Source organism: Qipengyuania thermophila, from assembly GCF_004153605.1.
GTDB lineage: Bacteria > Pseudomonadota > Alphaproteobacteria > Sphingomonadales > Sphingomonadaceae > Qipengyuania_B > Qipengyuania_B thermophila.
The window spans coordinates 264921-281633 of record NZ_SDSI01000002.1 but is presented as its reverse complement, the minus strand read 5'-3'; the positions used below and the strand labels follow the sequence as shown (position 1 = coordinate 281633).

Sequence of the window (16713 nt, the reverse complement as noted above, 5' to 3'; positions counted from 1 at the left end):
GCCTGCGCGACCGATGCGGGTCGCCCGTTGCGCGGCGGCACGCGGCATGTCGCCGGTCCGCCGGACGGAAGAGGCGCCTTTGAACAAGGGCTGCTTGCCTGTCAATGCCCCGGCTGGCAGGACGCCGCAGCTTGCCGGAAAGGATGAACGCCGTGGTCGCAGACGAACATCGCCCGAACTTGCGTGGCCGGGCCGGACGGATGCGGGGCGGGCGTGGAAGCGGACGGTCGGCGACCGGCACCGTAAGGCTGTGGGGGCGGCACGCCGTCGAAGCCGCTCTCGCCAACCCCCGCCGCACGCTCCACAAGCTGTGGGCGACGCGCGAAGCGGCGGCCGGTCTGGCTGACGCGGTGCCGGCGGGTCTGGCGCTGGAATATGCGCAGGGCGCTGATCTTGCCCGCCACGGCCCCCGCGACGCGCCGCACCAGGGGCTCGTGCTGGAATGCGGCACACTGCCCGATCTGCTCTTGTCCGACGTGCTGGAGCAGGTTGACGGACGGCCGCTGGTCTTTCTCGACCAAGTGACGGACCCGCACAATGTCGGCGCCGTGTTCCGGTCCGCCGCCGCGTTCGGCGCCGCCGCGGTCGTGACCCAGGACCGTCACGCGCCGCCCGAAAGCGGCACACTCGCCAAGAGCGCGTCCGGCGCCCTCGAAGTCGTGCCCTGGGTCCGGGTCGTGAACCTTGCCCGCGCCCTCGACGAGGTGGCGAAGCTTGGCTGGTGGCGCATCGGCCTTGCCGGCGAAGCGGAGTCCGAATTTGCCGACGTCCTCCCGTCCGCGCCGGTCTGTCTCGTGCTGGGCGCCGAGGGCGAAGGGCTGCGCCACAACGTTGCTGCGCATTGCGACGTGCTCGCCCGCCTGCCGATCCGCCGCGCTGTCGAAAGTCTCAACATCTCCAACGCGGCCGCGATCGCCCTTTACGAGGTCGCACAGCGAAACGCGCGAGGCCGGTCAAATGCGGCAGGCGGCGCCGATCCGGTCTGAACGGTGCGCCGCCCGCGGGAAAATCAGTTGATCGCGTCCTTGAGATTGCGGCCGGGCTTGAACTTGGGCTGGTTCGAAGCCTTGATCTCCATCGGCTGACCAGTCTGGGGATTGCGGCCCGTGGACGCCTTGCGCCGGGCGACAGTGAACGTGCCGAACCCGACCAGCCGGACGTCCTCGCCATCGACAAGCGCCTTCTGGATGGCGCCGAAAGTCGCCTCCACCGCATTCGTTGCATCGGAACGCGACAGCCCGGACGTTGCCGCCACAGCCGCGATCAGCTCGTTCTTGTTCACTCGTTTCCCCCTCCAGATGCGCCATTTGCGACGGGGTCGCACTCTCCACAACGAGGAAGCGCTGTCAAAGCAAAAAAGCGGGCGAGCAAGGGCTTGCGGCCCGTCATCCTCCCGACGGGCGCGCGCGCTCAGTGGGCGGTGCGCAGTTCGTCCGATGCGGCGAACAGCGGCTGGGTGGCGAAATCGTCCTCTTCGCTCCAGTCGATCGGCTGCGGCGGACTGACAAGGGCGATCGCCAGCACTTCGTCGACATGGCTGACCGGGATGATCTGCAGGCCTTCGCGAACAGTGGCGGGAATCTCGTCGAGATCTTTCTCGTTCTCCTGCGGAATGATCACGGTCGTGATCCCGCCGCGCAGGGCCGCGAGCAGCTTCTCCTTGAGTCCGCCGATGGGGAGCACCCGCCCCCGCAGCGTCACCTCGCCCGTCATGGCCACGTCCGGGCGCACGGCAATGCCGCTCAGCGTGGAGATCATCGCTGTGACCATGCCGATGCCCGCGCTCGGCCCGTCCTTTGGCACGGCACCCTCGGGAAGGTGGATGTGCACGTTGCGCCGGGCGAACAGCGACGGCTTGATGCCGTAGGCGGGCGCACGTGCCTTCACGAAGCTGAAGGCGGCGGCGATGCTCTCGTTCATCACCTCGCCCAGCTTGCCGGTCGTCTTGATCTCGCCCTTGCCGTGCGTGGTGACGCTCTCGATCGTCAGCAGGTCGCCGCCGACTTCGGTCCAGGCAAGCCCGGTGACCGCACCGACCTCCGGCTCCTTTTCGCTCAGTCCGTGGCGGTATTTGCGCACGCCGGAGAACGTGGCGAGGTTGCCGGGTTCGATGGTCACGCTCTTCGTCTTGCCCTCGAGGATCTGCCGCAGGCTCTTGCGTGCCAGACGGGCAATCTCGCGCTCAAGGGTACGGACACCGGCCTCCCGCGTGTAGAAGCGGATGAGATCGCGCAGGGCATCCTCGCTGACCGCGAACTCGCCCGGCTTGAGGCCATGCAGGGCAATCTGCTTGGGCAGCAGATGACGCCGGGCGATTTCGACCTTCTCGTCTTCGGTGTAGCCTTCGAGCCTGATGATCTCCATCCGGTCGAGAAGCGGTTGCGGCAGGTTGAGCGAGTTCGCGGTGGTCACGAACATGATCTCGCTCAGATCGAGGTCGATCTCGAGGTAGTGGTCCTGAAAGCGTGTGTTCTGTTCAGGGTCCAGCACCTCGAGCAGCGCCGAAGCGGGATCACCGCGAAAGTCCTGCCCCAGCTTGTCGATCTCGTCGAGCAGGAACAGCGGATTGCTCGTGCCGGCTTTGCGCAGATTGGTGACAATCTTGCCCGGCAACGAGCCGATGTAGGTGCGCCGGTGTCCCCGGATCTCCGCCTCGTCGCGCACCCCGCCCAGCGACTGGCGCACGAACTCGCGCCCTGTCGCCTTGGCGATGGACATGCCAAGGCTGGTCTTGCCCACACCCGGCGGTCCGACAAGGCACAGGATCGGCCCCTTGAGCTTGTTGGTGCGCGCCTGCACCGCCAGATATTCGATGATCCGGTCCTTGACCTTCTCAAGCCCGAAATGGTCGGCGTCGAGCACGGCCTGCGCCGCCGCGATGTCCTTCTTGACCTTGCTGCGCTTGCCCCAGGGGAGGCCAAGCAGCACATCGAGATAGTTGCGGATCACCGTGGCTTCGGCGCTCATCGGCTGCATCGCGCGCAGCTTCTTCAGTTCGGCCGTCGCTTTCTCGCGCGCCTCCTTGGAAAGCTTCGTCTTGGCGACCTGGTCGGCAAGCTTGCCAAGCTCGTCACCGTCAGAACCCTCTCCGCCCAGCTCCGACTGGATCGCCTTGAGCTGTTCGTTGAGGTAGTATTCGCGCTGCGTCTTCTCCATCTGCCGCTTGACGCGCCCGCGGATCTTGCGCTCCACCTGAAGGACGGACATCTCTCCGTCCATCAGCGTCAGCAGCATCTCCAGCCGCTTCAGCGGGTCGCTCTCGGTCAGCAGCGCCTGCTTGTCCGACACCTTGACCGTCAGCAACCCGGCGAGCGTGTCGGCCAGCTCACCGGCATCGTCGATGTCCGACAGTCCCTCTCCGGCGCCGTCGGCGAGTTTCTTGTTCAGCTTGGCATATTCGGCAAACTGCTCCACCACCTGCCGCATCATGGCGGTGACCTGGCTGCCGGACACGGTGCTGTCCTCGCGCAGCTCCACCTCGGCCATGGCGAAGTCGCCCTCGGTGCTCAGCGCGGCGAGACGCGCCCGCTGCTTCGATTCGATCATCACCCGCACCGTGCCATCCGGCAGCTTGAGCAGCTGGAGCACCTGCGCCACCGTGCCGATCTCGTACAGGTCGGCGGCCTGCGGCTCCTCGCACGCGGCATCCGTCTGCGTCAGCAGAAACACGTCGCGCTCCATCTGCATGGCCGCTTCGAGCGCCAGCACCGAGCGCGGACGTCCCACGAAAATCGGGACGGTCATTCCCGGCAGCACGACAATGTCGCGCAAGGGGAGCAGGGGCAAGGTGAGCGTGGTCATGGAATGGCAGAGATCCAGGCAAAGAAGATACCGTCGAGACAGCCATATGGTAGCTGGCGCCGGCACGCGCAACCGCACCTGGGCGAGCGCGTTCGCCTGCTCGAAACCTTGGCCGCGCGCGCGTCAATGCCCGCGCGCGCGGTGTTTCCCCTGGGTCTGGAGAGGATGGTCGGCGCCGTCCTGCGGCTCGTCGCCGGCGGCAACGGAATCCGCCTTCACCGCGCCGCGCTCGCCCATGGGCTCCTCCGGTCCCGTGGTCGTGTCGCGCATGGTCTGGTGCTCGATCTCCGAGTTGAGCTCCGCGCCGAGCAGGACGATGAAGGCCGACAGCCAGAGCCATGTGAGCAGGATGATGACCCCGCCCAAGGCTCCGTAGGTTTCGTTGTAGTTGCCGAAGTTCTGCACATAGATGCTGAACAGTCCCGTGCCGACCACCCACAGGGCCACGGCGATGGCCGAGCCCGGCGTGATCCAGCGCCACTTGGCGTTCTCGCGCGAAGGGCCGAAGCGGTAGAGCAGCGACAGGCCAAGCACGGCGATCGCCGCCAGCACCACCCAGCGCAGGAGGTTCAGCACCGTGGCAAGAACAGGGGGCAGACCCAGACCATCGACGACGAGCGGAACCACGATGCCCAGACCTGCCGCGAGCAGCACCGCCACCACCATGAGCGCCGTCAGGCCGAGCGCCACGATGTTGAGCACGAGAAATCCCCGCTTCTCGTCCTCGTCATAGGCGATGTTCATCCCCTCCATCAGCGTCTTGGTCCCCTTTGCGGCTCCGTACAGCGCAAGAGCGAGACCGGCGAGCGCCGCCAGGCTGAGCGCACCGTCGGCGCCGCTCGCAACGCTCGCCCCCTGGCTCTGGATGATCTGAGCCGCCGCTTCGGGGAGGTTTGCCGTCCACTCGGCGAGCTGATCGACGACCCGCAACGGATCGAGGATCAGGCCCGCCACCGAGAGCAGCGAGGTGAGCGCCGGGAAAAGAGCCAGCAGCGCGTAGAACGCCACACCCGCAGCCACCAGCGAAACCCGGTCCTCTCCGATCTCCTTGTAGGTGCGTTTCAGGATCTCCTTCCACCCCGACCACGGGATCTGCCACGGCGACCCTGCCGAGCGGCCGCGATCGGCTGATGACGTGGTGGACTGGGGTGGCACGGCTGTGCTGGGCATCGGAAACGTTTCATCCTGGCAAGACGGCTCCCGCATGGCCGCCATGCTCATGGTAGTGCAGAGGCGTCCGAACCGTTCCCTGCGCCGGGACCATCCTGACCATCCGCGGCCAGAAGATCCGCGATCAGGCGCGTCACCAGCGCCGCATTTACCACCGTGTCCTGCCCCCTCTGCTCGCCTGTGACGAAGCCGTAGCGAAGACCGCGCAGCTGGGCGATGCGCGCGAAGCACGAGGTGAAATGGTTCTCCTGGAACACTTCAACAAACACCCCGCCTCTCGGGCAGAACAGGGTGTTGGCGAGGCCGGCGCCGTGGTGGCCCACGACAATCTCCGCCTCCGCGAAGAGCATGGCCTGCTGCCGCATCGTGAGGCCGCTCAGCGTCGTCAGTTCGAAGCCGAGCGGGACGAGGTGGCTGAACAGTTCCTCCTCGTTCACGATGCGGCGGATGGCGGCGTCCCGGCGCGAGATGTAGAGCCGGCGACCCGAAGGCCCTCCACTGTTCGGCAGCAAGGCCGCGCGCAGGACATCGATCTGCGCCGGACCCATGTCGAGCGTGTGCGCCATGCGCGTCGGCATGATCAGCGTGTCGGCAAGCAGGACACTGCCGTCCGGTGTCAGCACCGCCGCATCCGCGCAGCCCAGCACCGCGAGCACGGCGTCGAGAGCCTCGCGTTGCGCACGGCGCAGGTTCGGCGGAACCAGCAGCGGGATCCCCTCGCCGAGCTGTTCCTGCACCAGGCGGAGCCGGGGCAGAATATCGATCAGCCAATGATAGTGGTTGTGCCACCACGCCATGCCGAGGAACACGGCGCGCGGAACGTGCCGGCGGGGCGGCACCAGCGGGAGCAGCAGACGCGGCACCTCGTATTTGGGATTGGCGAGCGCCTCGATCGAACAATACACGTCGGCAAAGCTGCCGGCCTTCGCATCGTGGACGCCGAAGCGTGTCCACACCCGTGCTGCCTCGGCCTCGATGATGCCGAACCGCACCGGCTCGGCAAAACGCTGATCCGCGTCCGCAAACAGTGCCAGCGTCGCCAGCGAGCGCAGGTCGGGCGCCGCCCGCACAAAGGATGCAAGCGGCGCGGGCGGACGGTGAGACCCGACCTCCCGCACGCGGGCATGGCGCGCGGCGTCCGCGAAAGCGATGTGCGCGCCCGGCCTGAACGGCGAGGGGAGGACGCCCGCGGCCTGCAGCTTGCCGAACAACGGCGGCAGCCGGGTCGCGAGGACCTGCCGCACGCCTGTCGCGGCGCCCACAGGTTCGCCTATCCGAGGCCCGGCAGGTTGAATCCGGGTGGCAGACCCATGCCGCTTTGCAGTTTCTGCAGTTCCTCGCCCGAAACGCGGTCGGCGCGCTCGCGCGCATCGTTGATCGCTGCGGCGACGAGATCCTCGAGCATCTGCTTCTCTTCCGGCTTCAGCAGGCTGTCGTCGATCGTGACGCCAAGGATCCGGCCACGCGCCGAGGCCCGCACCCGCACCAGCCCGCCACCGCTCGCGCCCTCGACTTCCAGAGCATCCAGGCGGCCCTGCATGTCAGCCATCTGCGTCTGGATGGTTTCGGCGGCCTTTTGCGCCGCCGCCATCATTTCCTCCATCGATTTCATGCCGTCACGCTCCTTTTTTCGTCCATCTCTGAGGCAACCGCCCGGTCCTCGACCAGTTGCGCGCCGGGAAACAGGGCGAATGCCGTGCGCACGACCGGATCCTCGAGAAGCGCGCGCCGTTCATGCTCGCGCGTGAGGGCCTGCGCTTCCGCAAGGGACGGCTCGCTCGCCACCGCGCCGCGCTCTTCCGTGACCTGCCAGCGCTCGCCCGTCGCGCGGAACAGCGCGTCGCGCAGGAGCCTGTCGATCGGGTCGCGAAACTCGTCGCCCCGACTGAACACGAGCAGGCGCGGCTCGAGCCAGACGACCCGCACCTGAAGCCGCATCACGCTGGCCGCATGCATCTCGCCCGCATTCTCGACCTGCTCGACAAGCGAGGACCAGGACAGCGAGGCAGATGTCTGCTCCGCCGGTTCCGGCTGTTCAGTGCGCGGCTCGTCACTGCGGGCAGAGGGCGGCGCGTGCATCCGCCGGGCCAGTTCACCCGGATCGGGGAGATCTGCGGCATAGAGCACGCGCAGCAGCGCCATGCGCGCGGCGATGAAGCCGTCGGGGGCGCTGCGCACCTCCTCATAGCCCTTGAGCACCAGTTGCCAAAGGCGGTGCAAACGCCCCGCCGCGAGCCGTCCCGCCATTCCGGGCGGCGGCGCGTACACCAGCGCGCCCGCGTCCTTGCCCGTGCCGCCGATCTGCTCCACCGTGAGGGCGTGCACGGCCTCGAGCATCGCACGCAGGATGGCGGCCGGCTCCACGCCAAGCGCGTATTGCTCGTCGATCTCGCGCAGCAGCCGCGCCTGATCTCCTCCGATGATGGCGTCGACGATCCGCCACACGGCTGCCCTGTCGGCGAGCCCCAGCATGGCCCGCACCTGCGCCGCGGTGACCGACGCGCTCTCGTCGGCGTCGACGTGCGCGATCGCCTGGTCGAGCATCGACAGCCCGTCGCGCACCGATCCTTCCGCCGCGGCGGCGATGAGGTCCAGCGCCTCGCGCTCGGCCTCGACGCCTTCGCTGGCGCAGACGGACGCGTAGTGGTCGGCGAGCATCGCGGCAGGGATGCGGCGCAGATCGAACCGCTGCGTCCGCGACAGGACGGTGACCGGCACCTTGTCGACCTCCGTCGTGGCGAACAGGAACTTGACGTGCGCCGGCGGCTCTTCGAGCGTCTTCAGCAGGCCGTTCCACGCCTGCTTCGAGAGCATGTGCGCCTCGTCGATGATGTACATCTTGTAGCGTGCGGAGACGGCGGCATACCGGACCGCCTCGATGATCTCGCGCACGTCGTCGATGCCGGTGTGGCTTGCCGCGTCCATCTCGATGACGTCGATGTGCCTTCCGGCAGCGATGGCGGTGCACGGCTCGCACCGGCCGCACGGATCGATCGTGGGGCCGCCCTGACCGTCGGGACCGATGCAGTTCAACGCCTTCGCGATGAGCCGCGCGGTGGTGGTCTTGCCCACGCCGCGCACCCCGGTCATCAGAAAGGCATGGGCCAGCCGGTTGCGCCGGATGGCGTTTCCTAGGGTCCGCACCATGGCGTCCTGTCCGATCAGCGCCGCGAAGGTCTGCGGACGGTACTTGCGCGCAAGCACCCGGTAGGGTGAGGCGCCCGTGCCCGCCTCCCCGGTCGACTCCTCCCCCGTCCTGCCAGGGGCTGGCGCAGCCAGATCGTCGAACATCGCGGGCTGATCGCCCGTCTGCCCGCCCCCCTCGGCTGGTCCGACGCTCGCGCTCCACGGCAGGGTGTCGTCGGCCGCCGGCGATGGAGGTGAGTCGATCATCGCCGGACTCTAGGCGAGCACATCGGGCTTGTCATGCCGCGCCGACGCCAGCCGCACGACGCCAGCCCCGCGAGGCAGGATGGACCGCAATCGGGGATGCAGGAAAGGAGCCGGACGACCCGCCGCAATCCACCTGGGCTGCTTCCTTCCGGACCTGACCCGGTGGGCGGACGCAAACGTCCGCCCGACTCCCGGTCCCCGTATGGCGCAGAGCGCCCCAAAAGGCAATCAGCGGAAATTGTCCGCGTAGGCCTGCAGCTTAAGCTTACGCGGCGGCGTGGGGATGACCTGCGCGTCGATGCCGTGCCGGCGCGCATAATCCTGAGCCGTGTCGCAGTCGGGGAAGGTCAGCTTCACCTGAACCTGGGTGTCGCCGCTCCCGGTCCAGCCCATCAGCGGATCGGGCACCCGCGCCTCGGCAGGCTCAAACTCCAGGATCCATTCGTCAAGCCGGGCCTTGCCCGAGGACATCGCGTTCTTGGGGCGCTGGTAGATCTTGGCTGCCATGGCCGCCTCTCTAATTCACCTCGGGCGCGCTGCAAAGGCGTTCTTGGTGCGCAGATCAGCCGCCTCGCGCCACGGCTCGTCCGGCCAGCGATGGCGGGGATACCGGCCCTTCATCTCCTTCTGCACGTCGCGCCAGCTGCCGCGCCAGAATCCCGGCAGGTCGCGTGTCGCCTGGACAGGGCGGCCAGCCGGACTGGCGAGCTTGAGCAGCAGCGGTGCCCGCCCCGCCGTCGGGTGTTCGTCGAGGCCGAACAGCGCCTGCACCCGCACCGTGACACTCGGCGCATCCGCACCGGCATAGTCGATCGGATGCCGTGTGCCGGCCGGGGTGACGAAAACCGCTGGCGCATAAAGGTCGAGCCGCTGCCGTTCGTCCCAGGACAGAAGGCCGGTGACAGCCTCCACCACCCGGTCTGGCGGAAGGTCGATGTCGCGGCGCCCGGCGAGAAGCGGCTCCAGCCACTCGCCCGCCCGGGCACGGAGCCGCTCCCGGTCGAGAGCCGTCACATCCGCATGGCGCAGCCGCGCAAGGAGCGTCTGCGGCAGCAGCGTGTCCAGCCGGTCGAGCGCCGCGCGCATCAAGGCGGCTCGGACGGCGGCAGCGTCGGGCTGCGGGTCGGGCGTGCGGCTGAGAACCAGTGCGCCCAGACGCGTCTCGCGCACCGCTTCGATGCGCCCGTTGTCGAATGCGACCGAGGAGCACTGTTCGAGCCGGTCAGCGAACCAGTGCTCGGCCTCGGCCTGCGACAGCGCGGCGGCGGCGGTGATCCGCGCACCCGCCGCATCGCCCTGTGCGTCGGCGATGACCAGCATCTCGCTTCGCGCAAGCGGATCGGCCGCATCGAGCACGAAGGCGCGGCCACTCGCCGTCAGCCACCGCTCTCCCCGAGCATCTCGGCGCTTGGCCACGAGATCCGGCCGGCCGGCGGCCAGAATGACTGCCAGCGGCGGCGTCCGCCGGTCTGGACCGGGCGGCGACGAGGCCACGAGAGCGGCCCACCCGTCGGCGAGCCGCCGCGGCCCGGCAGACGCGGCGTCACGCGCCGTGGCGAGCGCGGCGAGCCGCTGGTCAAGGTCGACGCTCCGCCCGCCAAGGCCCCGCTCCTGCAACAGCAGGACGAGCCGCGCAGCCGTCCGGGCGGCGCCATGGGTTGCGCCAAGCAGCAGCATGGCGCCGTCGGCCGGCTCCAGCGGCAGCGAGGCGAGCCGCCGGCCTTGCGGGGTCAGCTTCCCCTCGTCGTCCAGTGCGCCCACGGTGCGCAGCCGCTCCTGCGCACGGCGCCATCCGGCGGCGGGCGGCGGGTCGAGCCAGGACAGCGCCGCCGGGTCCGTCGTTCCCCACGCCGCCAGGGTCAGCACGGTCCCAGAGAGATCGGCTCGCCGGATCTCCGGTTCGTCAAACGGCGGCCGGCCGGCGTGCGCGGCTTCTTCCCACAGCCGGTAGACGACACCGGGCTGCTGGCGGGCGGCGCGTCCCGCGCGCTGCGTCGCCGATGCCTGGCTGGCCCGCTCGGTGGTGAGGCGGGTCGTGCCCGTGACCGGATCGTAGCGGGCACGCCGGGTCAGTCCGCTGTCCACCACGACCCGCACCCCGTCGAGCGTCAGCGACGTCTCCGCGATGTTGGTGGCAAGCACCACGCGCCGCCGCCCGTCACGATCCCGCCGCAGCGCCGCGCGCTGCGCTTCGGGCGCGGCCTGTCCGTGCAGCTGATGCACGACAGCATCGGGCAGCCGCGACGCAAGCAGGTCCGCTGTCCGGCGGATGTCGCCGATGGAGGGAACGAACACGAGAAGGTCGCCCTCTTGCTCGCGACAGGCGGCCACGGCCGCGTCGGCTAGCGCGGCCGCCATCGGAACGTGTGGCCGCGTGCCAAGCCAGCGCACCTCGAGCGGATGGCTGCGCCCCTCGCTTTCGATCACGGGCGTGCCCGTGCCCAGCAGGCCGGCATACCCCGCCTCGTCCATCGTTGCCGACATGGCGAGCAGCCGCAGGTCTGGGCGCAGGACCGAGCGGCTCTCCAGCGCCAGGGCGAGCGCGACGTCGATGGCAAGGCTGCGCTCGTGCACCTCGTCGAAGAGGATGGCGCAGACATCCGGCAGGTCCGGTTCGGCCACCAGCCGCTTCACCAGCAAGGCTTCGCTCATGACGAGAATTCGCGTCGCGGCCGAATGCCTGCTGTCGAACCGGGTCTGGTAGCCGACCGTGTGTCCGACGCGCTCGCCAAGGATCTGCGCCATGCGCTCGGCCGCGGCCCGTGCCGCGACCCGGCGGGGACTGGTCACAACGATCTGACCACCACTCCACGGCGCGTCCAGCAGCAGCGGCGCCAGAGCGGTCGTTTTCCCCGCGCCCGGTGGCGCGACGAGCACCGCTGTTCCTCCCCCGGCGAGGGCTGCCTTGACCTCGGGAAGGACGGCATGGACGGGGAGGTCGGGCTGGTCTGCCATCGATGCGGCGCGTCCCGGACGCTGGGGCGACCCCGGTCAGAACGCGCGGGCGACGGCGAACTGGGCCGCCTGCACCATGGCCTGCCGTGCTTCGCCGGCGGGAAAGATCGACAGCGCATCGATGGCGCGTTCGGCAAATTGCCGCGCCCGCTGGCGCGTGGTTTCAAGCGCCCCGGTGACGGTGACAAGCCGCGTCGCATGCGCCAGATCGTCATCCCCGATCCGATGCCCGAGCACCGCGTCGCGCCAGAACTCACGGTCCTGCGCGGAACCGCGGGCATAGGCGAGGATAACGGGCAGCGTCATCTTCCCCTCGCGGAAGTCGTCGCCGCGATCCTTGCCCATGATGCCGGAATGCGCGTCGTAGTCGAGCGCATCGTCGACCAGCTGGAAGGCGATGCCGAGATTGCGGCCGTAATCGTCGAGCGCCTGCTCCACCCGCTCCTCGGACTCGGCGACGACGGCGGCGATGCGGCTGGCCGCCGCGAACAGCGCCGCCGTCTTGGCACCGATGATCGCCAGATAGCGCTCCTCGCTGGTCTCGATCTGCCGCTGCGCGGTGAGCTGGTCCACCTCGCCCTCGGCGATGACCGCGCTGGCATGGGAGAGGATGCGCAGCACCCGCAGCGAGCCGTCCTCGACCATGAGCTCGAACGCGCGCGAGAACAGGAAGTCGCCGACAAGCACCGTGGCCGGGTTGCCGAAGATGATGTTCGCCGCCGCCTTGCCTCGCCGCATCTCCGACCCGTCAACCACGTCGTCATGCAGCAGCGTCGCGGTGTGGATGAACTCGACCGCCGCGGCGAGACGGTGATGGCGATTGCCGCTGTAATCGAGCAGCGCGGCCCCCGCGAGGGTGAGCATGGGGCGCAGCCGCTTGCCTCCGCCGGCGATCAGGTGGCCGGCAAGGCGCGGAATGAGCGGGATGCGGCTTTCCATCCGGTTGAGGATGACCGCGTTGACCGCGAGCATGTCCTTTGCTGTCAGTGCCAGCATCGGCTCGAGACTGGCGGTGGCCGCCGGCAAGGAGTGAATGCGCGCGCTCATGATCAGACCCGTGCGCAGATGGTCGGAGATGGCGGGGATGGCAACCCTTCTCGTGCGGCATCGCGCCTCGGAATGTAGTTAACGGGCGCACACCTTGCGTTCACCTTTGGGACACCGGCCTGAGAGCCGCTGGACAGGGCTGCTCGGGCATCTACTCGCAACGCCATCCAGTGCGGAAGGAATGGCCCCGATGCACCGAAAGAAGGACGGTGTTCAGATGTTGAAGCAGATCTCCCTTGTTGCCGGCGCCGCGCTGATGGCCTGCGCCGCTCCCGCCTCGGCCACGACCCTGCTGACCTTCAGCCCGGCCGGACAGCCCAACACCGGCCTTGACGGACCGGACGGCAATGTGCGCACCTATTCCGTCGTTGCGGAAGGGCAGACCGTCACCGTGCGGGCGCGCGGCTGGACGATCGACAACAACACGCTGCGGGCCGCGTTTCTCGGCACCTACAGCAATGGTCTTGGCGTCACCAACAGCCTCGAGGGCAATGGATCGGGCAACACCCACACGGTCGACAACAGCGGCACCGTCGACCTCGTGACCTTCGAATTCGACCGCGCCGTGTCGCTCAAGAGCATGTTCCTGAGCGCTTATGGCGACACCGACGCGCAGATCCTCTGGGGCAACGCCACCTCGGCTCAGGTCGCGGCGCTCGGCAACCAGCCGGTCGCCACGGCATCGGCCCTGCTGCTCGGCTCCTTCATGAGCAACGGCACGAACACCTCCGGCAACCGCACCCTGGATCTCGGCAACGCAACCGGCAACCTGTGGGCGATTTCGACCGGCAACTTCGTCGACACCACCCCGGACGCCTTCAAGATCCGCTCCATCGGCTTTACCCTGGCGCCGACGGCCGCCGTGCCCGAACCCTCGACCTGGGCGATGCTGCTGCTCGGCTTCTTCGGCGTGGGCGGGCTGATGCGGCGGCGTCAGCAGCCGGTGCTGACCTACGCCTGACCCCGGGTGACGGCGGCGGCGCGACGTCCGAGCACGCGCCGCCGCCCGAACCACCTCCGACGTGTCAGCGCGCCCTTGGCAGGATCAACCGGACAAGCAGTCCGCCCAGATCCTCGCTCTCGCCCATGGTGACACTGCCGCCGTAAATCTCCGCCACGTCGCGCACGATCGCCAGCCCGAGCCCCGTGCCGGGTTTGCCGGTGTCGAGGCGCGCCCCGCGGTCGAACAGCGCCTCGCGCTGATGCTCGGGAATGCCCGTGCCGTCATCCTCCACCCAGATGACGCAGAACCGGCCGCCCTCCTCCTCGTCGGTCCGTTCGGCATCGACCGTGACGAACACGCTGCCGCCGCCATACTTGGCCGCGTTCTCGATGAGATTGCCCAGGATCTCGTCCAGATCCTGCCGCTCGATGGCGACACGCGCCTCGCGCGGGCCGTCGATGTCCAGACGCACATCGGGATACAGCCGCTGCACCGCCCGCCGGACGGCTTCCGCGCTCTCGCAGACCGGGGTGCGGGCGTGCCCGACCGCGCGCCGCCCCACGGCCCGCGCCCTGGCAAGGTGATGGTCGACATGCCGCCGCATCGTCCGCGCCTCGCGGATCACCGTCTCGGCGAGATCAGGCGCGTGGGCGGTCGCGGCGTTGTTCACCACCGTCAGCGGCGTCTTGAGCGCATGGGCAAGGTTGCCGGCATGGGTGCGCGCCTCCTCGGCCTGCCGCTCCGTGTGGGCGAGAAGCGCGTTGAGTTCCTCCACCAGCGGCTGGACCTCGGCCGGCAAGGGTTCCTCGATCCGGTTCGCACCCGTCGTGCGCAGGTTCTGGATCGCCGCCCGGATGCGGCGCAGCGGGCGCAGGCCGATGTGGTTCTGCAGCGCCGCCATGATCAGCAATCCGAGCCCCAGGACGGCGAAGCTCCAGATCAGGATGCCGCGGATCTGGGCAATCTGCTGGTCAAGCTCGGTGCGGCGCTGCGCCACGGCGAAGAACCAGCGGGTGTCGCTCCCCGGCAGAAAAATCGACCGCTCGGCCACCCGCAGCGGCTCACCCGGAAACTGGTTGCTGTCGTAGAACACCGCCCCGTGCGCGGCAGGGTCGGCACGGACGGCGAGATTGCGATCCCACAGGCTGCGCGAGGGGAAGGTCTCGTGCCCCGCCCCGCTGATCTGCCAGTAAAGCCCCGAGCCGGGCTCGAGGAAGCGCTGGTCCCCGAGCGGGCGGTTGAACAGCACCTCGCCGTCCGCGCCCACCTCGACCGAGGCGATCATCGCGGTGAGGATGTAGTTGAGCTGGCTGTCGAACTGGTTCTCGATCAGCGTCGTGATGGTCCGGTTCAGCGCAAATCCGCCACCCAGCAGAAGCACGCCGATCCAGACGGCGGCAATGACCATCATCCGGCCGGCCAGGCTCCGGCGATGCGCCCGCGGCGGCACGGCGCCGGCACCCGCCGCGGCCGGCGGGTCAGCCGCGCCTTGGATCGGCCGGGTCATCGAGACTGTATCCGAGCCCCCTGATGGTTGAGATCACGTCCGCGCCCAACTTCTTGCGGATGCGGGTGACGAAGACCTCGATGGTGTTGGAATCGCGGTCGAAATCCTGATCGTAGATGTGTTCGATCAGTTCCGTGCGGCTGACGACCTTGCCCTTGTGGTGCATGAGGTAGGACAGCAGCTTGTATTCCTGCGCGGTGAGCTTGACCGGCTCGCCCGCCAGCGTCACGCGCCCGGACCGGGTGTCGAGCCGCACGTCGCCGGCGACAAGCTCGGCCGACGTGTTGCCGGACGCGCGGCGGATCAGCGCCCGCATGCGGGCGATCAGCTCCTCGGTCTGGAACGGCTTGGCAAGATAGTCGTCGGCGCCGGCGTCAAGACCGGCCACCTTGTCCGACCAGCTGTCCCGCGCGGTGAGCACCAGAACCGGGAACCGGCGCCCTTCCTTGCGCCACATGCCGAGGACGGTCAGCCCGTCGATCTCGGGTAGGCCAAGATCAAGGATCACGGCATCATAGTTCTCGGTCGACCCCATGAAGTGACCGTCTTCTCCGTCTGTGGAGAGGTCGACGGCATAGCCGTTCTGTTCAAGCGTGGTCTTGAGCTGATTGCCGAGGGTCGGTTCGTCCTCGACGATGAGTATTCGCATGGTCAGCCGCCCCCAAGGTGTTCATTGACTTCGCGCGTGTGGACCCGCGATGTGTCCGATTGCGCGGGACGCGTCAACACGGCACCCGGCCGGCATCGTCCGGTCAGTTGGACCGGCGGATGATCCGGCCGGTGCGCGCATCCACGTCAACAAAGCTGACCCGGCTGTCGCGGATGAACTTGAGGCGATAGGCACGGGCGGCGGGATCGTATTCGAAGCCGAGATACTGATGGTCGCGCATGGTCGGCAGCACCCGCGCCTCGATCTCGCGCGACTTGAGGATCGCGCCGGCCTCGAGGTCGCGGCGGGCCTCACCCTGCTCGCTGCCGCGCTGGGGATTGGCCACCGCCGGCGGCGCGACGCTCGCGAAAGCCGCCGCGCCTACAGCAGCGAGGATGAAGAAACGGCTGGTCATGCGCCTACGATAGGCGTGAGGCTTTGAATATCCTGTGAATGGCGCCCCTTGGCGCGCACGCCATCGCCCCTACCGGGTCATTTCATAGGCCACCGAGATGGTCACGCCGGTGCCGACGACTCCAGGTTCGATGGGCGGCGCCGCTTCCAAGCGCGCCGCGGTCACCATGATGTCGCGGCTTTCCGCGCGGGTGCGTCCGGTCAGTCCTTCCTGGATGCGCAGGAGGCGCACGCCGGTGTATCCCGCCCCGCGCGCATACTCCTCCGCCTGCCTTCGGGCCCGGTCCATGGCCGCGCGGCGGGCAGCAGCCTTGAACGGCTCGTCGTTCTCGACCGAGAACACCGGCCCGCTGATGTCGTTGGCGCCGGCGGCCACCAGCGCGTCGAGCACCGGCCCGACCGCCGCGATGTCGCGGAACCGCACGGCCACACTGTTGCCCGCCCGGTAGCCGCGAAACACCTGGCGCTGCGCCCCCTGGTCATAGTCCCAGCGCGGCGACAGGTTGAGGCCGGTCGTCTGGATGTCGCGGTCGGCAACGCCAGCGGCGCGGATCCGCGCGATGACCCTCTGCATGTCCTGCGCGTTCTGCCGCAGCGCCTCCACCGCCGTCGGCGCGTCGGTCTGCACGCCGGCCGTGATCCGCACGGTGTCCGGCCTGCTTTCGACCTCCTCGTACACGCTGAGCTCCACGACCGGGCCTTGGGCGGTGATCTGCACGTCGGCGGCGCTCAGCGGCGTGGCCGCAAGGGCAGCAAGGATCGCGGTTGCGGCAGCGGCTCGTGACATATCTTCGTCCCCATGGCTGGTTGTTCGGCAAGCTAGCGCCACGCCGG

General features: G+C 68.7%; 15 protein-coding genes and 1 other RNA gene. 2 read left to right on the top strand and 14 right to left on the bottom strand.

Translation table 11 applies throughout. From position 1 onward, the window contains the following. The first annotated feature begins 143 nt into the window (after positions 1-143). Positions 144-986 carry a TrmH family RNA methyltransferase gene (locus tag ETO60_RS05660; protein ID WP_130003613.1) on the top strand — a complete coding sequence of 281 codons (843 nt, stop codon included), beginning with the start codon at positions 144-146 and terminating at the stop codon, positions 984-986. 23 nt (positions 987-1009) lie between these two features. Here ETO60_RS05660 and ETO60_RS05655 read toward each other — a convergent pair whose 3' ends face one another. From ETO60_RS05655 to ETO60_RS05610, 10 genes are all read right to left on the bottom strand, one after another. Beyond that, positions 1010-1300 (bottom strand): HU family DNA-binding protein, encoded by a 291-nt coding sequence (locus ETO60_RS05655; RefSeq protein WP_165362145.1) that lies wholly within the window; start codon positions 1298-1300, stop codon positions 1010-1012. A 110-nt stretch (positions 1301-1410) separates the two neighbouring features. Further along, positions 1411-3801 (bottom strand): endopeptidase La, encoded by a 2391-nt coding sequence (gene lon / locus ETO60_RS05650; protein ID WP_130003609.1) that lies wholly within the window; start codon positions 3799-3801, stop codon positions 1411-1413. Between the two features lie 123 nt (positions 3802-3924). Beyond that, on the bottom strand, positions 3925-4971 hold the full coding sequence (locus tag ETO60_RS05645) for a YihY/virulence factor BrkB family protein (protein ID WP_130003607.1): 1047 nt from the start codon (positions 4969-4971) through the stop codon (positions 3925-3927). A 47-nt stretch (positions 4972-5018) separates the two neighbouring features. After that, positions 5019-6233 (bottom strand): glycosyltransferase family 61 protein, encoded by a 1215-nt coding sequence (locus tag ETO60_RS05640; RefSeq protein WP_130003605.1) that lies wholly within the window; start codon positions 6231-6233, stop codon positions 5019-5021. Positions 6234-6241: 8 nt separating this feature from the next. Beyond that, positions 6242-6583 carry a YbaB/EbfC family nucleoid-associated protein gene (locus tag ETO60_RS05635; RefSeq protein WP_130003603.1) on the bottom strand — a complete coding sequence of 114 codons (342 nt, stop codon included), beginning with the start codon at positions 6581-6583 and terminating at the stop codon, positions 6242-6244. Further along, positions 6580-8364: a DNA polymerase III subunit gamma/tau gene (locus tag ETO60_RS05630; protein ID WP_130003601.1), complete on the bottom strand. Its 1785-nt coding sequence runs from the start codon at positions 8362-8364 to the stop codon at positions 6580-6582. Before ETO60_RS05630 ends, ETO60_RS05635 begins: the two co-directional genes overlap by 4 nt. Positions 8365-8464: 100 nt before the next feature. Next, positions 8465-8559: signal recognition particle sRNA small type (gene ffs / locus ETO60_RS05625), an RNA gene on the bottom strand. Between the two features lie 33 nt (positions 8560-8592). Then, positions 8593-8871: an ETC complex I subunit gene (locus ETO60_RS05620; protein ID WP_130003599.1), complete on the bottom strand. Its 279-nt coding sequence runs from the start codon at positions 8869-8871 to the stop codon at positions 8593-8595. A 15-nt stretch (positions 8872-8886) separates the two neighbouring features. Next, positions 8887-11319, bottom strand: coding sequence for an ATP-dependent helicase HrpB (hrpB, locus tag ETO60_RS05615; protein WP_130003597.1), 2433 nt, complete (start codon positions 11317-11319; stop codon positions 8887-8889). Positions 11320-11355: 36 nt separating this feature from the next. Further along, positions 11356-12366, bottom strand: coding sequence for a polyprenyl synthetase family protein (locus tag ETO60_RS05610; RefSeq protein WP_130003595.1), 1011 nt, complete (start codon positions 12364-12366; stop codon positions 11356-11358). Positions 12367-12583: 217 nt separating this feature from the next. On the opposite strand from ETO60_RS05610, the gene ETO60_RS05605 reads away from it, so the two are divergent. After that, on the top strand, positions 12584-13327 hold the full coding sequence (locus ETO60_RS05605) for a PEPxxWA-CTERM sorting domain-containing protein (protein WP_165362125.1): 744 nt from the start codon (positions 12584-12586) through the stop codon (positions 13325-13327). A 64-nt stretch (positions 13328-13391) separates the two neighbouring features. Here the strand turns inward: ETO60_RS05605 and ETO60_RS05600 are convergent, their stop codons facing one another. The 4 genes from ETO60_RS05600 to ETO60_RS05585 all read right to left on the bottom strand — a co-directional run bounded on the left by ETO60_RS05600 (position 13392) and on the right by ETO60_RS05585 (position 16666). Further along, a complete protein-coding gene (locus ETO60_RS05600; protein ID WP_130003591.1) occupies positions 13392-14816 on the bottom strand; it encodes a sensor histidine kinase in 1425 nt (474 codons plus the stop codon). Next, entirely contained in the window at positions 14788-15465 is a 678-nt protein-coding gene (locus ETO60_RS05595) for a response regulator transcription factor (RefSeq protein ID WP_130003589.1), read from the bottom strand. Before ETO60_RS05595 ends, ETO60_RS05600 begins: the two co-directional genes overlap by 29 nt. Before the next feature lie 103 nt (positions 15466-15568). Beyond that, complete coding sequence (locus ETO60_RS05590) at positions 15569-15880, bottom strand: PepSY domain-containing protein (RefSeq protein WP_130003587.1); 312 nt, start codon at positions 15878-15880, stop codon at positions 15569-15571. A 69-nt stretch (positions 15881-15949) separates the two neighbouring features. Beyond that, complete coding sequence (locus tag ETO60_RS05585; RefSeq protein WP_130003586.1) at positions 15950-16666, bottom strand: SIMPL domain-containing protein; 717 nt, start codon at positions 16664-16666, stop codon at positions 15950-15952. Positions 16667-16713: the final 47 nt, after the last annotated feature.

What these genes read in the sequence shown, in the direction of transcription:
- ETO60_RS05595 (WP_130003589.1), bottom strand. Translation starts at nt 15,465, where the DNA reads ATGCGAATACTCATCGTCGAGGACGAACCGACCCTCGGCAATCAGCTC.
- ETO60_RS05645 (WP_130003607.1), bottom strand. Translation starts at nt 4,971, where the DNA reads ATGCCCAGCACAGCCGTGCCACCCCAGTCCACCACGTCATCAGCCGAT.
- lon (WP_130003609.1), bottom strand. Translation starts at nt 3,801, where the DNA reads ATGACCACGCTCACCTTGCCCCTGCTCCCCTTGCGCGACATTGTCGTG.
- ETO60_RS05585 (WP_130003586.1), bottom strand. Translation starts at nt 16,666, where the DNA reads ATGTCACGAGCCGCTGCCGCAACCGCGATCCTTGCTGCCCTTGCGGCC.
- ETO60_RS05590 (WP_130003587.1), bottom strand. Translation starts at nt 15,880, where the DNA reads ATGACCAGCCGTTTCTTCATCCTCGCTGCTGTAGGCGCGGCGGCTTTC.
- ETO60_RS05610 (WP_130003595.1), bottom strand. Translation starts at nt 12,366, where the DNA reads ATGAGCGCGCGCATTCACTCCTTGCCGGCGGCCACCGCCAGTCTCGAG.
- ETO60_RS05620 (WP_130003599.1), bottom strand. Translation starts at nt 8,871, where the DNA reads ATGGCAGCCAAGATCTACCAGCGCCCCAAGAACGCGATGTCCTCGGGC.
- ETO60_RS05630 (WP_130003601.1), bottom strand. Translation starts at nt 8,364, where the DNA reads ATGATCGACTCACCTCCATCGCCGGCGGCCGACGACACCCTGCCGTGG.
- ETO60_RS05605 (WP_165362125.1), top strand. Translation starts at nt 12,584, where the DNA reads ATGTTGAAGCAGATCTCCCTTGTTGCCGGCGCCGCGCTGATGGCCTGC.
- ETO60_RS05660 (WP_130003613.1), top strand. Translation starts at nt 144, where the DNA reads ATGAACGCCGTGGTCGCAGACGAACATCGCCCGAACTTGCGTGGCCGG.
- ETO60_RS05600 (WP_130003591.1), bottom strand. Translation starts at nt 14,816, where the DNA reads ATGACCCGGCCGATCCAAGGCGCGGCTGACCCGCCGGCCGCGGCGGGT.
- hrpB (WP_130003597.1), bottom strand. Translation starts at nt 11,319, where the DNA reads ATGGCAGACCAGCCCGACCTCCCCGTCCATGCCGTCCTTCCCGAGGTC.
- ETO60_RS05635 (WP_130003603.1), bottom strand. Translation starts at nt 6,583, where the DNA reads ATGAAATCGATGGAGGAAATGATGGCGGCGGCGCAAAAGGCCGCCGAA.